Annotated in this window: 16 protein-coding genes; 12 read left to right on the top strand and 4 right to left on the bottom strand. The window is 74.3% G+C overall.

The window, feature by feature from the left end; all coding sequences use genetic code 11:
• Window positions 1-111 precede the first annotated feature (111 nt).
• On the top strand, window positions 112-909 hold the full coding sequence (locus tag ACWD4U_RS13945; protein WP_363455400.1) for an SGNH/GDSL hydrolase family protein: 798 nt from the start codon (window positions 112-114) through the stop codon (window positions 907-909).
• A gap of 95 nt (window positions 910-1,004) precedes the next feature.
• Here the strand turns inward: ACWD4U_RS13945 and ACWD4U_RS13940 are convergent, their stop codons facing one another.
• Both ACWD4U_RS13940 and ACWD4U_RS13935 read right to left on the bottom strand, forming a co-directional pair.
• Window positions 1,005-2,117 (bottom strand): polysaccharide deacetylase family protein, encoded by a 1,113-nt coding sequence (locus ACWD4U_RS13940; RefSeq protein ID WP_363455403.1) that lies wholly within the window; start codon window positions 2,115-2,117, stop codon window positions 1,005-1,007.
• A 140-nt stretch (window positions 2,118-2,257) separates the two neighbouring features.
• Window positions 2,258-4,078, bottom strand: a complete 1,821-nt coding sequence (locus tag ACWD4U_RS13935) for an AMP-dependent synthetase/ligase (protein ID WP_363455406.1) — start codon at window positions 4,076-4,078, stop codon at window positions 2,258-2,260.
• 318 nt (window positions 4,079-4,396) lie between these two features.
• Here ACWD4U_RS13935 and ACWD4U_RS13930 point away from each other — a divergent pair, with 318 nt between their 5' ends.
• The 5 genes from ACWD4U_RS13930 to ACWD4U_RS13910 all read left to right on the top strand — a co-directional run bounded on the left by ACWD4U_RS13930 (window position 4,397) and on the right by ACWD4U_RS13910 (window position 9,745).
• Window positions 4,397-7,078, top strand: a complete 2,682-nt coding sequence (locus ACWD4U_RS13930; RefSeq protein WP_363455409.1) for a sensor histidine kinase — start codon at window positions 4,397-4,399, stop codon at window positions 7,076-7,078.
• Window positions 7,075-7,494, top strand: a complete 420-nt coding sequence (locus ACWD4U_RS13925) for a roadblock/LC7 domain-containing protein (RefSeq protein ID WP_363455411.1) — start codon at window positions 7,075-7,077, stop codon at window positions 7,492-7,494. Before ACWD4U_RS13930 ends, ACWD4U_RS13925 begins: the two co-directional genes overlap by 4 nt.
• A gap of 7 nt (window positions 7,495-7,501) precedes the next feature.
• Window positions 7,502-8,125, top strand: a complete 624-nt coding sequence (locus tag ACWD4U_RS13920; RefSeq protein ID WP_363455414.1) for a DUF742 domain-containing protein — start codon at window positions 7,502-7,504, stop codon at window positions 8,123-8,125.
• Complete coding sequence (locus tag ACWD4U_RS13915; protein ID WP_363455416.1) at window positions 8,106-8,729, top strand: GTP-binding protein; 624 nt, start codon at window positions 8,106-8,108, stop codon at window positions 8,727-8,729. Before ACWD4U_RS13920 ends, ACWD4U_RS13915 begins: the two co-directional genes overlap by 20 nt.
• Before the next feature lie 416 nt (window positions 8,730-9,145).
• Window positions 9,146-9,745: a winged helix-turn-helix domain-containing protein gene (locus ACWD4U_RS13910; RefSeq protein WP_363455419.1), complete on the top strand. Its 600-nt coding sequence runs from the start codon at window positions 9,146-9,148 to the stop codon at window positions 9,743-9,745.
• Between the two features lie 92 nt (window positions 9,746-9,837).
• On the opposite strand, the gene ACWD4U_RS13905 is transcribed toward ACWD4U_RS13910, so the two are convergent.
• Window positions 9,838-10,605: an IclR family transcriptional regulator gene (locus ACWD4U_RS13905; RefSeq protein WP_363455421.1), complete on the bottom strand. Its 768-nt coding sequence runs from the start codon at window positions 10,603-10,605 to the stop codon at window positions 9,838-9,840.
• A gap of 336 nt (window positions 10,606-10,941) precedes the next feature.
• Between ACWD4U_RS13905 and ACWD4U_RS13900 the strand changes: the two genes are divergently transcribed.
• The 6 genes from ACWD4U_RS13900 (at window position 10,942) to ACWD4U_RS13875 (ending at window position 16,813) form a co-directional block, all read left to right on the top strand.
• Window positions 10,942-11,946: an ABC transporter substrate-binding protein gene (locus ACWD4U_RS13900; protein WP_363455424.1), complete on the top strand. Its 1,005-nt coding sequence runs from the start codon at window positions 10,942-10,944 to the stop codon at window positions 11,944-11,946.
• A 245-nt stretch (window positions 11,947-12,191) separates the two neighbouring features.
• Window positions 12,192-13,220, top strand: coding sequence for an NrtA/SsuA/CpmA family ABC transporter substrate-binding protein (locus ACWD4U_RS13895; RefSeq protein ID WP_363455427.1), 1,029 nt, complete (start codon window positions 12,192-12,194; stop codon window positions 13,218-13,220).
• Window positions 13,217-14,065, top strand: coding sequence for an ABC transporter permease (locus ACWD4U_RS13890; RefSeq protein ID WP_363455430.1), 849 nt, complete (start codon window positions 13,217-13,219; stop codon window positions 14,063-14,065). The genes ACWD4U_RS13895 and ACWD4U_RS13890 overlap by 4 nt, the downstream gene beginning before the upstream one ends.
• Entirely contained in the window at window positions 14,062-14,808 is a 747-nt protein-coding gene (locus ACWD4U_RS13885) for an ABC transporter ATP-binding protein (RefSeq protein WP_363455433.1), read from the top strand. The genes ACWD4U_RS13890 and ACWD4U_RS13885 overlap by 4 nt, the downstream gene beginning before the upstream one ends.
• 27 nt (window positions 14,809-14,835) lie before the next feature.
• Window positions 14,836-15,744 (top strand): ABC transporter substrate-binding protein, encoded by a 909-nt coding sequence (locus ACWD4U_RS13880; RefSeq protein WP_363455435.1) that lies wholly within the window; start codon window positions 14,836-14,838, stop codon window positions 15,742-15,744.
• 4 nt (window positions 15,745-15,748) lie between these two features.
• Entirely contained in the window at window positions 15,749-16,813 is a 1,065-nt protein-coding gene (locus ACWD4U_RS13875; RefSeq protein WP_363455438.1) for an LLM class flavin-dependent oxidoreductase, read from the top strand.
• Window positions 16,814-16,858: 45 nt separating this feature from the next.
• On the opposite strand, the gene ACWD4U_RS13870 is transcribed toward ACWD4U_RS13875, so the two are convergent.
• Window positions 16,859-17,848, bottom strand: a complete 990-nt coding sequence (locus tag ACWD4U_RS13870) for an aldo/keto reductase (protein WP_363455441.1) — start codon at window positions 17,846-17,848, stop codon at window positions 16,859-16,861.
• Between the last annotated feature and the right edge of the window lie 20 nt (window positions 17,849-17,868).

Below are 17,868 nucleotides of genomic sequence, written 5' to 3'. Positions count from 1 at the left end.
GTTGGGGTCGCGTTCGGTGAGTGTTCGTCAATTTCTTTGGCATGACCGCTTCCGCCGGAGGCTACCGGCTGGTATCCAATGTGTGGCCTGCGTCACTTCATTGGAGGTTCGATGTCTCGCACCAGAGTCCTGTCGGTCGCGTTCACCGCACTGACGCTCTCCCTGACCACCCTGTTCGCCGCCGGCACCGCCCACGCCGCCGGCGAGCGGTACGCGGCGCTCGGCGACTCGTACTCGTCCGGCGTGGGGGCCGGCAGCTACACCAGCGAGAGCGGCAGCTGCAAGCGGAGCACCAACTCCTACCCGTACCTCTGGAAGAACGCGCACGCGCCGTCGGCGTTCTCGTTCGTCGCCTGCTCCGGTGCGAAGACCGACGACGTGCTGGCCAACCAGCTCGGCGTGCTGGACAGTTCGACCACCCTGGTGTCGCTCACCATCGGCGGCAACGACGCCGGGTTCGCCTCCACCATGCAGACCTGCGTGCTGGACAGCGACAGCGCCTGCCTGTCCGCGGTGAACGCGGCGAAGAGCTACGCCACCAACACGCTGCCCGGCAAGCTCACCAACGTCTACAACCAGATCCACGCCAAGGCGCCCAACGCCCATGTGGTGGTGCTGGGTTACCCGCACCTGTACAAGGTGCCGGGCTCCTGCATCTTCGGCATCTCGGACACCAAGCGGAACGCGATCAACGGCGCGGCGGACACCATCGACTCGGTGATCGCCAAGCAGGTCGCGAACGCCGGCTTCACCTACGCGGACGTCCGGTCGATCTTCGCCAACCACGAGATCTGCGGGTCCTCCACCCGGTGGCTGAACAGCACCACGCTGCCGGTCGACGAGAGCTACCACCCCAACGCCTCGGGCCACTCCGGCGGTTACCTGCCGACCTTCACCGCCGCGGCGTGAGCCTGACGGTGTGACGACCGGTGGCCGGGCCCGTGGGAGGGGCCCGGCCACCGGTGTCCTCGGTGCCGTCGGGACGCGTCGGCGGTGACGGAGGGTCAGTGCAGGTAGTCGACCAGGCCCGCCGGCTTCAGGTCGGCCGCCCGGGCCGCGTCCAGGGCGCGCTGGAGGTCGGTGGCCAGGGTGTCGGTGAAGTGCAGCAGGATCACGTCGCCGGGCTGCAGCGGACCGCCGTGGTAGACGTTGGAGGCGCCCCAGCTGAAGTCCGCGGTGGCGGTGAGCACGTACGTCATGCCGCAGTTGGCGGCGGCCTGCAGGGTGTCGGCGTTCCAGGCGAAGTACGGCGGGCGGAAGATCGTCGGGGTGGTGCCGTAGTGTGCGGTGACCGCGTCGCGGGCGTCGCAGATCTCGGCCTGCTGCTCGGCGGGGCTGAGCGTGGTCAGGTCGCGGTGCGAGACGCTGTGGTCCTGGATCGAGGAGCCCGCGGCGGCCGTCACCCGGCTGAAGTAGTCCGGCTCGAAGCCCTGCGGCATGGGCAGCGGGAAGGCGGTGACCGGCAGCGCGGCGGAGGCGATCAGGCCGGCCGCCTCCGGGGTGCGGGTCCAGCCGTCGTCGATGGTGAGGAAGACGACCTTGTCGCCGGTCGGCGCGTTCCAGGTGGCGTACGCGGGGGCCGGGGTGTCGCCGGTGACCGAGACGTCGTCGACCGCGAACGGGCCCTGCTCGTACCAGCCGTGCACGTACAGCTGGACCGAGGTGGTGCTCGGGCCGGTGGTGAACGAGGTGGTGAGCCGCTGCCAGCCGTCGCCGGTGCCGGGGGTCCAGGACGGGGCGACGTCGTGGCCGGTGCCGGTGGCGCCGAGGAAGACGTACGCGCCGCGCACCCAGGCGCTGTAGGTGTAGGTGGTGCCGGGGCGCACCGCCAGGGTCTGCGTGCACTGGCCGGTGGAGTCGGCGGCGGCCGGGGTGACGGCCAGTGCGGAGCCGCCGGTGCGGGCGGCGGCGGAGACGGCGGCCTCGCCCGGGGCGCAGTGCCAGCCGGGGACGGAGCCCCAGTCGGCGAGCGGCAGGGTGGGGATCTCGAAGCCCGGGTTGGTGGCCAGGTTGACCGCCGGGGCGGCGTCCGCGTGGGCGGCGGGCGCGGTGGCGAGGGCGGCCAGCACGGTGGCCGCGGCGACGGCCGCGAGACGGCGGCGGGCAGACTTGAGCACGAGTCAACTCCAGTGTGGGGGTGGAGAGAAGACGTGACTCCCGGAGGGGGCGGGGGTCCGGACCGGCCCTGCCGCACCAGGCCGCTGCACACAATGGACTGGACCAATCCCGGCGGTCAAGCGGATTCGTCGGAGATCGGTCAACCGGCGTAGAGCTCCTCGATGTCGGCCGCGTAGCGCTCCGCCACCGCGGCCCGCCGGATCTTCAGCGAGGGCGTCAACAGCCCGTCCTCCAAGGAGAACTCGCGCGGAAGCAGCCGGAACGCCCGGACCGACTCGGCGCGCGAGACGGTGGTGTTCGCCGCCGCCACCGCGCGCTGCACCTCGGCGTGCAGCTCCTGGTCGGTCAGCGCCGCCCCCATGTCCAACTGCTCGCGGCCGCGGGCCTTCAGCCAGTGCGCCAGGGCCACCGCGTCCAGTGTGATCAGCGCCGCCACGTACGGCCGGTTGTCGCCGACCACCAGGCACTGGGCGATCAGCGGGTGGGCCCGGACCCGCTCCTCGAGGATCGCCGGGGCCAGGTTCTTGCCGCTGGAGGTGACGATCAGCTCCTTCTTGCGGCCGGTCAGGGTCAGGTAGCCGTCCTCGTCCAGCGAGCCCAGGTCGCCGGTGGCCAGCCAGCCCCGGAACAGCGCCTCGTCCGAGCAGCGCGGATGGCCCAGGTAGCCGGAGAAGACGCCGCCGCCGCGCACCCACACCTCGCCGTCCTCGGCGATCGCCACCGAGGCGCCCGGCAGCGGACGGCCCACCGTGCCGAACTTCGCCCGCCCGGGCGGGTTCGCGGTGATCGCCGCCGCCGACTCGGTCAGCCCGTACCCCTCGTACACCGTCATGCCCGCCCCTGCGAAGAACAGGCCCAGGTCCCGGCCGAGCATCGAACCGCCCGACATCACCGCCCGCACCCGGCCGCCCAGCACCGCCCGGATCCGCTGGTACACCAGCCGCTCGTACGCCGCGTGCCGCACCCGCAGCGCCGGGCTCGGACCCGGGCCCTGGCGGTGCGCCCGGCGCTCCGAGGCCGCCGCCCACTCGACGGCCACCCGCTCGGCCTGGTCGAAGAGTTCGAGCTTGCCGGCGGCCTCGGCGGCCTCCCGGGCCCGGCGGTGGATCTTCTCGAAGATGTACGGCACCGCGTGCAGGAAGGTCGGCCGGAACGCCGCCAGGGCCGGCAGCAGACTCTCGGTCGACAGCTTCGCGTGGTGCCCGATCCGGATCCCGCCGCGCACCGCCGCGACCTGCGTCATCCGCCCGTACACGTGCGCCAGCGGCAGGAACAGCAGCGTCGCCGCCTGCCCGCCGCCGGTGTCGTGGAACACCTCCGCCCAGCCCTCCAGCAGGGCGTCCGCCACCGCGGCGAAGTTGCCGTGGGTCAGCACGCAGCCCTTCGGGCGGCCGGTGGTGCCCGAGGTGTAGATGACGCTGGCCACCGCGTCCGGCGTCACCCCGATCCGCTGACGGTGCACCAGCGCGTCCGGCACGCCCAGCCCGTCCGCGACCAGCTGCGCCACGCAGTCCCGGTCCAGCTGCCAGATGCCGGTCAGCTCGGGCAGCGCGTCGCAGACCGCGCCGACCGTCATCGCCTGGTCCTCGTCCTCCACCACGCAGGCCACCGCGCCGGTCTCCGCGAGGATCCAGCGCACCTGCTCGGCCGCCGCGGTCGGGTACACCGGCACCGGGATCGCCCCGATCGACCAGAGCGCGTAGTCGAAGAGCGTCCACTCGTAGCGGGTGGAGGACATCACCGCCACCCGGTCGCCGTACCGCACCCCGCGGGTCAGCAGGCCCTTGGCCAGCGCCAGCACCTCGTCGCGGAACCGAAGCGCCGTCACCGGCTGCCACTCGCCGTCCTCCTGACGGGACAGCTGGACCAGCCGCGGCTCCCGCTCCGCCCGGTCGAAGAGCGAGTCGGCCAGGCCGCCGGTCACCGCGCCGGAGAGCGCGGGGCTGCTGAACTCGCGCACGGTCCACCCCCAACCCCGCCGAACGCCGCCGAACCCCCGCCGGGTCCGCACTGCCCGGGCGGTGGCAGCGAAGCTACCGGATCGTCACGGCGCTGCCCAGAGTCACCGGCCGACGACACCCCGCACCGGTGACAGTGCCGCAGGTCGGGGGCGCAAGCGGTCCGCCCGCGGATATTCGAGGACGATCCGGACAACGGTGGATCACGATGCAAATTCACCCTTCGAACGGATGGTCAGGAAGTAGTAGGCTCGCGCAGCTCGTACCACACGCCCGTCCGCGCCCGGCGACCTTCCTGAACCTGGACCACAGAGGACCGTATGCGTCTGCGCCGCAGCTCGATCCGCGCGAGGATCATCGCGCTGCTCCTGGTGCCCATTGCGGCACTCAGCGCGCTGTGGATCTACGCGACACTGATCACCACCGGCGACGTCTGGGGTCAACTCGACCTCAGCGCCACCTACAAGGCCTTCGGCGGGCCCGCCGACCAGTACGTCGGCGACCTGCAGGCCGAACGCGCCGCCGCCGTGCAGCGGCTCGCCGACCCCGGCAACAAGGCCACCGTCGACGCGTACCAGCAGGCCCAGGCCACCACCGACCGCTCGCTGCAGCTGCTGCGCTACCAGGGCGGCAGCGGCGACGCGGGCAAGCTCGACGCCGACCAGAAGGCCCGCTTCGAGGACATGCTCTCGGTCGCCGAGCAGCTGCCCGCGATCCGCAGCCAGGTCGGCCAGCAGCGGCAGAGCTGGGACGGCACGCTCAGGGACTACAGCGACCTGGTCCAGCCGGTCTTCGCCTTCCGGTCCTCGTTCATCGCCAAGCAGACCGGCACCCTGCCCCGGCAGGGCACCATCCTGGTCGAGCTCACCCGGGCCCGCGAGTACCTCGCCCAGGAGACCGCCGCGATGCGCGCCCTGCGGGTCGGCACCGCCAACGACACCCGCAAGCAGCAGGTCGCGCTCGACGCCATGCACAGCCAGCAGGCGCTGTTCCGGATCTACGTCGGCGAGCTCAAGCCGCAGGACCAGTACGACTACAACACCCTGCGCACCAACGAGGCGTGGAGCAACCTCACCACCGCCGAGCGCGGCTTCGAGGACGCCCCCGACCGCGCCCGGGAGGCCCGCAGCGGCCCGGTCGACCCGTGGGGCGAGAACGCCGACAAGGTGCTCGCCGACATCAGCGACCTCAACGGCCGGCTCGCCGCCTCGATCGGCGACCAGGCCCGCTCCTACGCCGTCAACTCGCTGCTGCGCGGCGGCATCGCCGGTCTCGCCGGTCTCGCCGCCGTCGTCCTCTCGGTGATCATCTCCTACCGGATCGGCCGCCGCCTGGTCCGCGAGCTGGTCGGCCTGCGCAACGCCGCCACCGACCTGTCCGGCAGCCGGCTGCCCTCGGTGATGCTCCGGCTGCGCCGCGGCGAGCCGGTCGACGTGATCGCCGAGGTGCCCCAACTGGAGTTCGGCGCCGCCGAGATCGGCCAGGTCGGCCGGGCCTTCAACGAGGTCCAGCGGGTCGCCGTCGAGGCCGCCGTCGAACAGGCCGAACTGCGCCGCGGCGTCTCCGCGGTCTTCGTCAACCTGGCCCGCCGCTCCCAGGTGCTGCTGCACCGCCAGCTCACCTTGCTGGACACCATGGAGCGCCGCACCGAGGACCCGCGGGAACTCGAGGACCTGTTCCGGCTCGACCACCTCACCACCCGCATGCGCCGCCACGCCGAGGGCCTGATCATCCTCTCCGGCGGCTCGCCCGGCCGCGCCTGGCGCAAGCCGGTGCGGATGGTCGACGTGGTGCGCGCCGCGGTCGGCGAGGTCGAGGACTACGCGCGGGTGATCGTCCGGCCGTTCCCCGGCACCGGCCTGCTCGGCAGCGCCGTCGCCGACGTCACCCACCTGGTCGCCGAACTGGTCGAGAACGCCACGGTGTTCTCCCCGCCGCAGACCCAGGTCACGGTGCAGGGCGAGGTGGTGGCGCACGGCTTCTGCCTGGAGATCGACGACCGCGGCCTCGGCCTGAGCGAGCAGCACCTCGGCGAGATCAACCAGCGCCTCGCCATCGAGCAGGAGTTCGACCTCGCCGACACCGACCGGCTGGGCCTGTTCGTGGTCTCCCGGCTGGCCCGCCGTCACGGCATCCGGGTCCACCTGCGGCCGTCCCCGTACGGCGGCAGCTCCGCCGTGGTGCTGATCCCGCGTGAACTGCTCGCCGACTCCTCGGAGATCGCCCCCGAGGCGGCCCCCCGGCAGCCCGTCGAGGACGCCACCCACCGGCGGGCCCGTGGCGGCGGCGACGAGCCGGTCCGCTCCGGCCCGGCGCACGGCACCCCGATCCCGCCCGCCCCGGCGCTCGGCGGCCCCCGCCCGTCGCTCGCCGAGCCCGCCACCACCCCCGGCGGCCTGCCCCGCCGCCGGGCCGCAGGCACGCCGGCCGGCGACGCCGCCGCGGTCGCCGACGGTGCGTCAGGCGGCTTCGGGCCCGCCGGTGCCGGGACGGACGGCAGCGGGACGAACGGCACGGGCACCGGGCGGCACCGCCGCACCGAGCCCGGCGACCCGACGCCCGGCAGCGCGCCGGAACAGGCCGCGCCGGTCGCCGCCGGGCTGCTGCCCCGCCGGGTCCGGCAGGCCAACCTGGCGCCGCAACTGCGGGGCGGGCGCGCCGACCAGGGCGCGGAGGAGCCCGGCGAGCAGTCGCGCGAGCGCAGCCCCGAGGAGGCCCGCTCCGCCTTCGCCTCCTTCCAGCGCGGCTTCGCCCGCGGCCGCGGAGACCGGCTGCAGCCGGCCTCGCTGACCGTGGTCCGCTCCGAGCCGTCGCCCGCCGGCCCGTTGGCCGAACCGCCCGCCGTCCGTCCGCCCGCGCTGCCGGGTCAGCCGCGTCTGCGGATCGCGCTGCCGTCCGCGCCGGTGCCGCCGGCGCTGCCGGCCGCCCCCGTCCGCTCCGTTCCCCCGGCGCACCAGCCGCCGGCCGCACCGCCCGCACCAGCAGAAGGAACCGAATCATGACCGCAACAACACCGCCGTCCGGGGGCCTCGACTGGCTCCTCAACGACCTGGTCGGCCGGGTGGCGACACTTCGGCATGCGGTGATCCTGTCCAGTGACGGGCTGGCCACCGGTGTCTCCAGCGGCCTCGGCCGGGAGGACGCCGAACACCTCGCGGCCGTCGCCGCCGGCTTCCACAGCCTCGCCAAGGGTGCCGGCCGGCACTTCCAGGTGGGCGGCGTCCGGCAGACCATGGTCGAGCTGGACGAGGCCTTCCTCTTCATCACCGCCGCCGGCGACGGCAGCTGCCTCGCGGTGCTCAGCGACGCCGAGTCCGACGTGGGCCAGATCGCCTACGAGATGGCACTGTTGGTGAAGCGGGTCGGCGAGCACCTGGCCGCCGAGCCGCGGACCGAGACCGCACCGCCCGGGAGATGACCTGCCGATGAGCGAGCCCGAGCCGACCGAGGCGACCCCCGCGGACGCCCCGGCCGACCTGAGCGGCGAGACCGCGTCCGAGCCGACCGAGGCGAGCGCCGGCGCGGTCGACGCCGTGAGCGCCGACGCCGTGACCGGTGACGGTGCGGACGCCGTGATCGTGAACCTCCCGGGTGGCGGGGGCGGGCAGGAGTCGGCCGACGAACCGTCGATCGACCTGTTCACGCCCCGCACCCCGGTCGACGACCGCTGGTTCGACGACGACGCCGGGCCGGTGGTCCGGCTGTTCGCGATGACCAGGGGCCGGGCGGCCCGCCCGGTCGACGACGGCCTGTTCGACCTCATCTCGCTCGTCACCGCCGCCGGGCCGGCCGTGGTCGGCCCGGGCGGCGTGCCCGGCAACCTGGCGCTCGACCCCGAGCACCACGCCATCCTCGCGCTCTGCCGCGAAGAGCCGCTCAGCGTCGCCGAGTTGGGCTCCTACACCGACCTGCCGGTGAGCGTCGTGCGGGTCCTGCTCGGCGACCTCCACGACGCCGAGCTGATCAGCGTCACCCGACCCGTCCAGCTCGCCCACCAACCCGACGAGCGCCTGCTGCGAGACGTGATCAATGGCCTCCGTGCACTCTGACACCGCTGCCCCCGCCCCGACCTCAGACGGCGGGCCGCGCAGCGGTCCGTGGGGCACCCGGGCCGTGAAGATCCTGGTCGCCGGAGGGTTCGGCGCGGGCAAGACCACCCTGGTCGGGGCGGTCTCCGAGATCCGGCCGCTGCGCACCGAGGAGGTGCTCAGCGAGCGCGGCCGCCCGGTCGACGACACCGTCGGCGTGGAGACCAAGCGGACCACCACGGTCGCCATGGACTTCGGCCGGATCGACCTCCAACCCGCGCTCGCCCTCTACCTGTTCGGCACCCCCGGGCAGGACCGGTTCTGGTTCGTCTGGGACGAGCTGGCCCGCGGCGCGCTCGGCGCGGTGGTGCTCGCGGACACCCGCCGACTGGCCGACTCCTTCCCCTCGGTCGACTACTTCGAGCAGCGCGGCATCCCCTTCGTGGTCGCCGTCAACTGCTTCGAGGGCACCGAGGTCTACGCGCCGGACGACGTGCGGGCCGCGCTCGACCTGCCGGCCGCCGTGCCGGTGCTGCTGTGCGACGCGCGGCGCAAGGAGGACGGCAAGGAGCTGCTGATCCGGCTGGTGGAGCACGCCGCCGTGCGGCTGGGGCTCCGGCTGTAGGGCGTTTCCGCAGGCCATGGCAGTGATGTCCGGATAGTGGACGTCAAGTGTCTTGCGGGGCGGACGGCTTAGTGCTGTGGGTTGCCTTCCGGGCACTCGGCGTGGAAGTCTCGTAGTCGTGCCCGCCGGTGGATTGCCGCGGGCTTCCTACGTGCTCCGGGGGGTGGCGAGATGGTGGTGGTCCGATCCACCGCGGTGCCGTCCGCTCCCGTGATGCCGGTGCTGACCGTCCGGCGGTACATCGACCACGGTCTCATCTACAGCGCCTGCTGTCGCTGACGCGCCGTCGCGTCCGGCCCCCTCCCCGCCCAGTCCCGCCGAGCCTGACCCGGTGTCAGGACGGCTGCGGTACCCGGTGGCCGCGGATGCGAAGACGACTCCAGCCGACCGCCCGCCGCGCGAGAAGAGACCCCCAGATGTCGTACGTCGCCACTGCCGCCACCCCCGTCGCCCCGTCGCACGCCCCGCACCTGCGGGCCGTGCCCAACCTGCCGGCGGACCACGCCCGCCGCGACCCGCAGCCCGCCGGGCGCTTCGCCCCCGAGCAGCTGCTGGCCGGTCTCCCCGAGGGCGCCACCGTGGTGGCCGCTCTCCCGCAGGGCCTGCTGGCCCAGTTCGGCGCGGTCGGGAAGGCCCCGCTGGTCGGCTACGTGGTGGTGGTGCCCGCCGAGCCCGCCGCCTCCGAGCCCGCCCCGCCCGCTCCCGCCGCCCGCACCGAGGTGCCCGGCCGCGGCATCGCGATCGACGTGGAGCGCCGCAACGCCTACGTGGACGGCGAGTTGCTCGACCTGACCTACCTGGAGTTCGAACTCCTCGCCCACCTCACCGGCCACCCGCACCGGGTGCACACCCGCGACCACCTGGTCCACACCGTCTGGGGCTACGGCCACGTCGGCGACGGCCGCACCGTGGACGTCCACGTGGCGCGCCTGCGACGCAAGTTGGGCGCGGACTACCGGGACTCGATCGTGACCGTCCGCCGGGTGGGCTACAAGTACGCGCCGCCGGTGAACTGAACCGCCGGACGTCCGCCGCGGACCCGGGTGCACCCTGCGTGCGCCCGGGTCCGCCGCCGTTCCCGGCCGCCCCGGGTCCCGGCCGCCCCGGGTCACGGCCGTTCGTCGGGCGGCAGCAGCAGGACCGTCAGGGCCGCGGCGCAGGCGGTGGCGTGGGCCAGGGTGCGCGGCAGGTCGGTGTCGGTGAGCAGGTCGGGGGTGGAGCGGACGGCGAGCGCGTAGCGGGCCTGCGCGGTGTGGTCGAGGACGGGGACGGCGAGGGTGCGGACCCCGGGGGCGGACTCGCCCTCGTTCAGCGCGTAGCCGCGCTCGCGGGTGACGGCGAGTTCGGCGGCCAGCTCCGCGGGCGCGGTGAGGGTGCGGTCGGTGAAGGCGGGCAGCGGGCCGCTCGGCGGGGCCTCGGTGGGGGAGGGCCAGGCGAGCAGCACCTTCCCCAGGGCGGTGGAGTGCAGCGGGCGGCGCAGCCCCAGGCCGCCGGTGGCGTGCACGGAGCCGCCGACCAGGACGACGGCGTGCGGGCCGGAGCGGATGGCGAGGTCGGCGGTGGCGCCGGTGCGGCGTGCCAGCAGGTCGAGTTCGGGGCCGGCCAGGTGGAGGCCGCGGCGGTGGAAGGTGAGCCGGCCGAGTTCGGCGACGGCCGGGCCGAGCCGGTAGCGGGCGGTGCGGTCGTCCTGTTCGAGGAAGCCGGTGGCGACCAGGGTGCGGGCCAGCCGGTGCGCGGTGGAGACGCTCAGGCCGGTGCGGCGGGCCAGGTCGGAGGCGCTCTGGTCCGGGCCGTCGTCGTGGAAGCAGTGCAGCAGCCCGAGTGCGCGGTGCACCGCCTGGGCGCCGGCCGGCGGGGATGGGACGGTGGCGGGCATCGGACCTCGTTCGTCGTCGGGCAGCGCGCAACTTCCGTGCGGTTCCCAGGATATGACAGCACGTACGACCGCAACGTGACGGCCGTGTTGCGGCAGCGGTAGGGATTGTGAACAGGTGATCCCATCATCTGGCAAACCCTTGATTCGCTCCCTGAGCTCGTGGAACGCTCACGTCAGTCCGCAGCTCAGCCCAGGAGGGAGTCCACCGTGAACACGCGCCGGTGCCGCCCCTCCTGTCGTCGCTGACCGCCCCGACCGCCTCTGCCCGAGCCGCTCGCGCTCCCACCATGTGGGAGCCGCCGCCGTGCACCCCCTGCCGACCTCCGGAGCCCCGTCATGTCCCAGGCCCTCGCCGCGCCCTACCCCGACACCCTGTGGTTCACCCGCTGCCCCGTGCCCACCGCCACCGGGATCGCCGCCGACCAGGGCTGGCTGGCCGAGGAGTTCGCCGCCGAGCGGATCGCCGTCCGCTCCCTGCAGGACGTGCCGCCCGAGGTGGCCGCCGACCACCACTACACCCACGCGCTGCCCGGACTCTTCCGCGAGGGCGGCAACGTGCCCGCGCTGTGGGCCCGTTCGCGCGGCGAGCGGACCCGGCTGATCGGCCTGACCTGGATCGAGGAGCGGCAGGCGGTCCTGGTCCGGGCGGGCAGCGGCATCCACACCGCGGAGCAGCTGCGCGGTGCCCGGCTCGCGGTGCCCCGCCACCCGATCGCCATCGACTTCTGGCGCGCCATGGCGCTGGCCGGCCACCGCGGCGCCCTCGCGCTCGGCGGACTCGCCCCCGCGGACGTCCACTTCGTGGAGGTACCGGCCGAGCCCGGCGGCGGCCAGTGGGCCGCCGAGCTGGCGGCGCTGCGCGACGGGCGGGTCGACGCCGTCTACGTGAAGGGCGCGCTGGCGGTCGAGGCGGCCCGGAGGTACGGGGCCGAGGTGGCGGTGGAACTCGACGCCGCGGCCGACCGCCGCACCCGGGTCAACAACGGCACCCCGCGCCCGATCACCGTCCACCAGCAGCTGTTGGACGACCATCCCGAGCTGGTCGCCCGGTTCCTCGCGGTGCTGCTGCGGGCCGCCGACTGGGCGGCCGACCGGCCGGCCGAGGTGGCCCGGATCCTGTCGGCCGAGACCGGGGCGGGCGCCGCCGGCGTCGCGGGCGCGTACGCCGCCGGCGGGCACCGCACGCTGCACCTCGACCTGTCGGCCGAACGGCTCGACCTGCTGGCGCAGCAGGAGCGGTTCCTCGCCGACCAGGGCTTCCTGGCCGCCCGGGTCGACGTCCGGGCCTGGGCGGACCCGGCCCCGCTGGCCGCCGCCCGCGCCCTGCTCGCCACCACCTGACCTGCCGTCAGCAGCCCGCGCCCGCCCTGCACCGCCCCCGCACCCACCCGATCCCCTGTCTTCCCGAGCACCTCCCGAGAACTGGAGTGACGACATGTCGACCATCCCCGCCCGCCGACTCGCCCCCGCCGCCGTGCTGGCCGCCACCTGACCTGCCGTCAGCAGCCTGCGCCTGCCCTGCATCGCCCCCCTACCCACCCGATCCCCCGTCTTCCCGAGCACCTCCCGAGAACTGGAGTGACGACATGTCGACCATCCCCGCCCGCCGACTCGCCCCCGCCGCCGTGCTGGCCGCCGCCGCGCTCGCGCTGACCGCCTGCGGCTCGTCCGCGCAGGACGCCGCCGGCTCCGCGGACGGCAAGGGCGCCGAGGTGGTGCTGAGAGTCCCCGACCCCGGCAACTCCGGGTTCCTGGCGAAGGGGAAGCAGGACGGCTCGCTGGCCAAGGCGCTGGCGGCGGTGCACGCCAAGGTGGCGTGGACCGGCAGCGCGGGCCCGTTCGCGCCCGCCGCGCAGGCGCTCAACGCCGACCAGCTCGACGTGGCGCAGGGCTCGATCACCTCCGCGGTGGCCGCGCTGGCGCAGAAGCCCGGCTTCAAGCTGTTCTCGCAGACCGCACCGGACGGCGCGGGCGAGGGCATCCTGGTGAAGAACGACTCGCCGATCAAGGAGGTCAAGGACCTGGTCGGCCGGAAGGTCGCGGTCTCCCAGGGCGGCACCAGCGAGTACCTGCTGCTCAAGGCGCTGGCGAAGAACGGCATCCCCGCGGACCAGGTGCAGCGGGTCTACCTGCGAGCCGACCAGACCGCCGGCGTCTTCAACTCCGGCCAGGTGGACGCCTGGGCGACCTGGAGCACCTTCTCGATCCCGGCGATCGCCAACACCGGCGCGCACCTCCTGGTCGACGGGAAGGCCGTCGGCTCGGACAACTACGCGGTGTGGGCGGTGCGTTCGGCCTTCGCCGAGCAGCACCCCGAGGTGCTCAAGGCGTTCTACGGCTACCTGCACGACAACGGGCAGAAGGAACAGGCCGACCCCGCCGCCTACCTGAACGTCTTCACCGACGCCGGCCCGACCGCCGTCACCCCGGCGGAGAAGCAGGTCGCGGTCGACTTCGGCAAGCAACGGGCCTTCGACCAGCCGATCGCCGCCGCCGACGTCGAACGGTTCGGCGTGGTCGCCCGGTTCTACGCCGACCAGGGCGTCACCAAGTCCCTGGTGGACGTCAAGCCGTACCTGATCGACGTCGACGCGCTGCCCGGGCGCGCCCGGTGAGCACCGCGACGGAGACCGCCCGGGCGGCCGGACTGGTCGCCCCGCGCGCCCAGCTGCCCGCCGCCCGGCCGCGCGGCGTCTCGGCCGCGCTGCGCACCCTCGGCCCGCTCGCCCTGCTCGCCGCCTGGCAGGTCTCGTCCGCCACCGGGGTGCTCACCCCCGACGTGCTCGCCTCGCCCCGGCAGGTGGTCACGGCGGTGGGCGAGCTGTGGGGCAACGGCCAGCTCGGCGCCGCACTCGCCACCTCGCTCACCCGGGCCGGACTCGGCCTGCTGATCGGGGCCAGCACCGGCCTGCTGCTCGGCGTGCTGACCGGGTTCTTCCGGCTCGGCGACGAACTGCTCGACTCCGCCGTCCAGGTGCTGCGCACCGTGCCGTTCCTGGCGCTGGTACCGCTGTTCATGGTCTGGTTCGGCATCACCGAGACCGCCAAGATCGCGCTGATCGCGGTGGCCACCTCCTTCCCGATGTACGTCTCGGCCTCCGGCGGCGTGCGCAGCACCGACCGCAAACTGGTCGAGGCGGTGCGCAGCTTCGGACTCTCCCGCTGGGCGGTGGTGCGCGAGGTGGTGCTGCCCGGTGCGCTGCCCGCGCTGCTCTCCGGGCTGCGGCTGTCGATGACGCTCAGCGTGATCGCGCTGATCGCCGCCGAGGAGATCAACTCCACCGAGGGCATCGGCTACCTGATGGCCCAGGCGCAGAACTTCTCCCGCACCGACGTGCTGGCGGTCTGCATCCTGATCTACGGCCTGCTGGGCCTGGCCGCGGACGGCGCGGCCCGGGTGCTGGAGCGCCTGCTGATGCCCTGGCGGACCGTCAACACGCGGACCGGAGGCGGACGATGAGCGCCCCCACCCCGCCGACCGGCGGCCCCGCGGTCCACCTGCGCGGCCTGCGCCGCAGCTTCGGCACCCGGGCGGTGCTGGACGGCGTCGACCTGGACCTGGCCCGCGGCGAGTTCCTGGCCCTGCTCGGCGCCAGCGGCACCGGGAAGACCACGCTGCTGCGCATCCTGGCCGGCCTGGACCGCGCCGACGCCGGCACCGTGCTGGTGCCGGCCGCCCGGACCGTGGTCTTCCAGGAGCCCCGGCTGGTCCCGTCCAAGCGGGTGCTCGGCAACGTCACCCTCGGCCTGCCGCGCGGCGCGGCCACCCGGGCCACCGGACGGCGGGCGCTGGCCGAGGTCGGGCTCGCCGACCACGCCGACGCCTGGCCGAGCACCCTCTCCGGCGGCGAGGCGCAGCGCGCCGCGCTCGCCCGGGCCCTCGTCCGGGAGCCCGAACTGCTGCTGCTGGACGAGCCGTTCGCCGCCCTGGACGCCCTCACCCGGCTGCGCATGCAGGACCTGGTCGGCGAGCTGTGCCGGCGCCACCGCCCCGCGGTCCTGCTGGTCACCCACGACGTCGACGAGGCGATCCGGCTCGCCGACCGGGTGGCCGTGCTCCGCGACGGCGTGCTGGTCCGCGACCAGCCGGTCGCCGTCGAGCACCCCCGCGACCCGGCCGACCCCGCCTTCGCGGCCCTGCGCCGCACCCTGCTCGCCGACCTCGGCGTGCACCCCGAACCCAGCCGACTGCCCGTCACCTGACGGCGGACCAGCAAGGAGACCCCGAGCATGACCATCACCGTCGGCGTGCACCGCTCCAACCCGACCCTCACCCACCTGGCCCGACTCGACTACCTGCAAGAGGAGTTGGCCCCGCTCGGCGAGAGCGCCGACTTCCACCACTACACCGACGGCACCCGCACCGGCGCCCACCTCGCCGACGGCACCATCGACTTCGGCGGCACCGGCTCCACCCCGCCGATCACCGCGCAGGCCGCCGGACACGACCTGGTGTACGCCGCGGTCTCCGCCCCCAGGCCGGACCACGGCGCGCTGCTGGTGCGCGCCGACGGCCCGGTGCGCACCGTCGCCGACCTGAAGGGCGGCACGGTGGCGCTGGGCATCGGCTCCTGGCAGACCCACCTGCTGGCCAAGGCGCTGCACCAGGCCGGGCTGTCCTACCGCGACGACGTCCGGGCGGTCCGCCCGTCCGGCGACGAGGCGCGGCGGCTGCGCGAGGGCGACATCGCCGGCTGGATCGCCCAGGGCGCGGAGCTCGCCGAGGCGCTGCGCGGCGGCGAGGCGCGCGTCCTGGTCCGCACCGGCGAGGTGATCACCGACCGCTCGGTGTTCTTCACCCGCCGCGAACTCGCCGTCCAGCGGCCCGAGGTGGTGGCCGCCGTCGTCACCGCGCTGCAGCGCGCCGACGACTGGGCCGCCGCCCACCTCGACCAGGCCGCCGCGCAGGCCGCCGAGGAGCAGGGCGGCGCGGCCGCCGACTGGCGCAGCGCGTTCGCCGGGCTGCCGTGGCGGCTGGAGCCCGCCGGCGCCGCGTTCGTCGCCGAGCAGCAGGAGGCCGCCGACATCTTCCACGGCGTCGGCTTCATCGACCGCCCGGTCACCGTGGCCGACGCCCACCTGCCCGGCCTGGAGCAGCCCGTGGCCGACGCCGTCGCCCGCGCCGGAAAGGGGAACTGACGCCGTGGCCGCCGAAGTCCTCTGGTACCTGATCCCCCGCGAGGGCCACTACCCGTGGGAGCCGGAAGGCCGCCGCCCGGTCGACCTCGGCTACCTCCAGCAGCTCGCCGCCACCGTCGAACGGCTCGGCTACACCGGCGCGCTGCTGGCCACCGACCAGTACGACGTGTGGACCCTCGGCTCCGCGGTCGCCGCCGCCACCGGCCCCGGCTTCCGGCCGCTGCTCGCCGTCCACCCCGGCCTGGTCTCGCCGACCCTGCTCGCCAAGATGGCGCTCAGCTTCGAGCACCTGCACGGCGCCGGCCGGCTGCGGTTCAACGTGGTCAACGGCTCCACCCCGCAGCTGCGCGAGTACGGGCTGCACGTCGAGCACGACGACCGCTACCGGCTGTCGGCCGAGTACTGGGGCCTGGTCAAGCGGCTGACCCGCGGTGAGGTCGTCGACCACGACGGCGAGTTCTACCGCCTGACGCAGGCCGGCGCCTCGCTGCGCGACCTGCCGCCGCTGCGCGAGGGCCACATCCCGCTGTGGTTCGGCGGCTCCTCGCCCGCCGGGATCGAGATGGCCGCCGAGCACGTCGACGTCTACCTCACCTGGGGCGAGCCGCCGCACCTGCTCAAGGAGAAGCTGGAACGGGTCCGGGAGCGGGCCGCCGCGCACGGCCGGACCCTGCGCCTGGGCCTGCGGCTGCACCTGATCGTCCGGGACACCGAGGAACAGGCCTGGGCCGCCGCCGACAAGCTGCTCGCCGTCACCAGCGAGGCCACCTACGCCCGGCAGCTCGGCGGCGTCCGGGGCGAGGACGGGGTCGGCTGGCAGCGGCAGTTCCGCCAGCACGGCGGTCGGGTCCCGGCCCACGCACGGGAGTTGGAGACCCACCCCAACCTGTGGCCCGGGATGAGCCTGTTCCGCCCCGGCCCCGGCACCGCCGTGGTCGGCAGCAGCGCGCAGGTGGTCGAGCGGCTGCGCGAGTACCAGGACCTCGGCGTCGACACCTTCATCCTCTCCGGCAACCCGCTGCTGGAGGAGGCCTACCGGGTCGCCGAGACGGTGCTGCCCCACCTGTGAGCCGGGCCGGCCGGGCCCGCAGGTACGGGCCCGGCCGGTCGCGGGTCAGCGGCTGAGGCGGTCGATCTCGGCGATCTCCGTGGCGGTCAGCGGGCCCGCGGCGAGCGCGTCGAGGTTCTGGTCGAGCTGCTGCACGCTGCTGGCGCCGATGATCACGGAGACCACCCGCTCGTCCCGCAGCACCCAGGAGAGTGCCAGCTGGGCGAGGGTCTGGCCGCGGCCCTCGGCGACCTTGGCGAGCGCCCGGAGCTGGTCCAGCTTGGCGCCGGTGAGGGCCTCCTCCTTGAGGAAGTGGCCGACCGACATGCGCGAGCCCGCCGGGACGTCGCCGCCCAGGTAACGGTCGGTCAGCAGGCCCTGCGCGAGCGGGGAGTAGGCGATCAGCGCGGTCTGGGTCTCGCCCACCGCGTCCAGCAGGCCCTGCTCCGGCTCGCGGTTCAGGATCGAGTAGCTGGCCTGGTTCAGCAGCACCGGGGTGCCCAGCTCGCGCAGGATCGCCACCGCCTCACGGTGCTGCTCCGCCGGGTAGTTGGAGATCGCCGCGTACAGCGCCCGGCCCGAGCGGACCGCCGTGTCGAGCGCGCCCATGGTCTCCTCGAGCGGGGTCGACGGGTCCCAGCGGTGCGAGTAGTAGACGTCGACGTAGTCCAGGCCCATCCGCTCCAGCGACTGGTCCAGGCTCGCCAGCAGGTACTTGCGCGAGCCGCCGTCGCCGTACGGGCCCGGCCACATGTCCCAGCCGGCCTTGCTGGCGATGAACAGCTCGTCGCGGTACGGGCGGAAGTCCTGCGCGAACAGGTAGCCGAAGTTGCGCTCCGCGCTGCCGTACGGCGGGCCGTAGTTGTTCGCCAGGTCGAAGTGGGTCACCCCGCGGTCGAACGCACGGCGCAGCACCGCGCGCTGCACGTCCAGCGGCTGGGTGTCGCCGAAGTTGTGCCACAGGCCGAGCGAGACGGCGGGCAGCTGCACGCCGCTGCGTCCGGCGCGGCGGAAGGTCATCGAGGCGTAGCGGTCGTCCGCGGCGAGGTAGCTCATGGCAGCATCCTGCCAGGCGG

Source organism: Kitasatospora sp. NPDC002522, from assembly GCF_053595195.1.
Note: the sequence above shows the minus strand (reverse complement) of the source record. Positions and strands in the feature narration are given on the sequence as shown.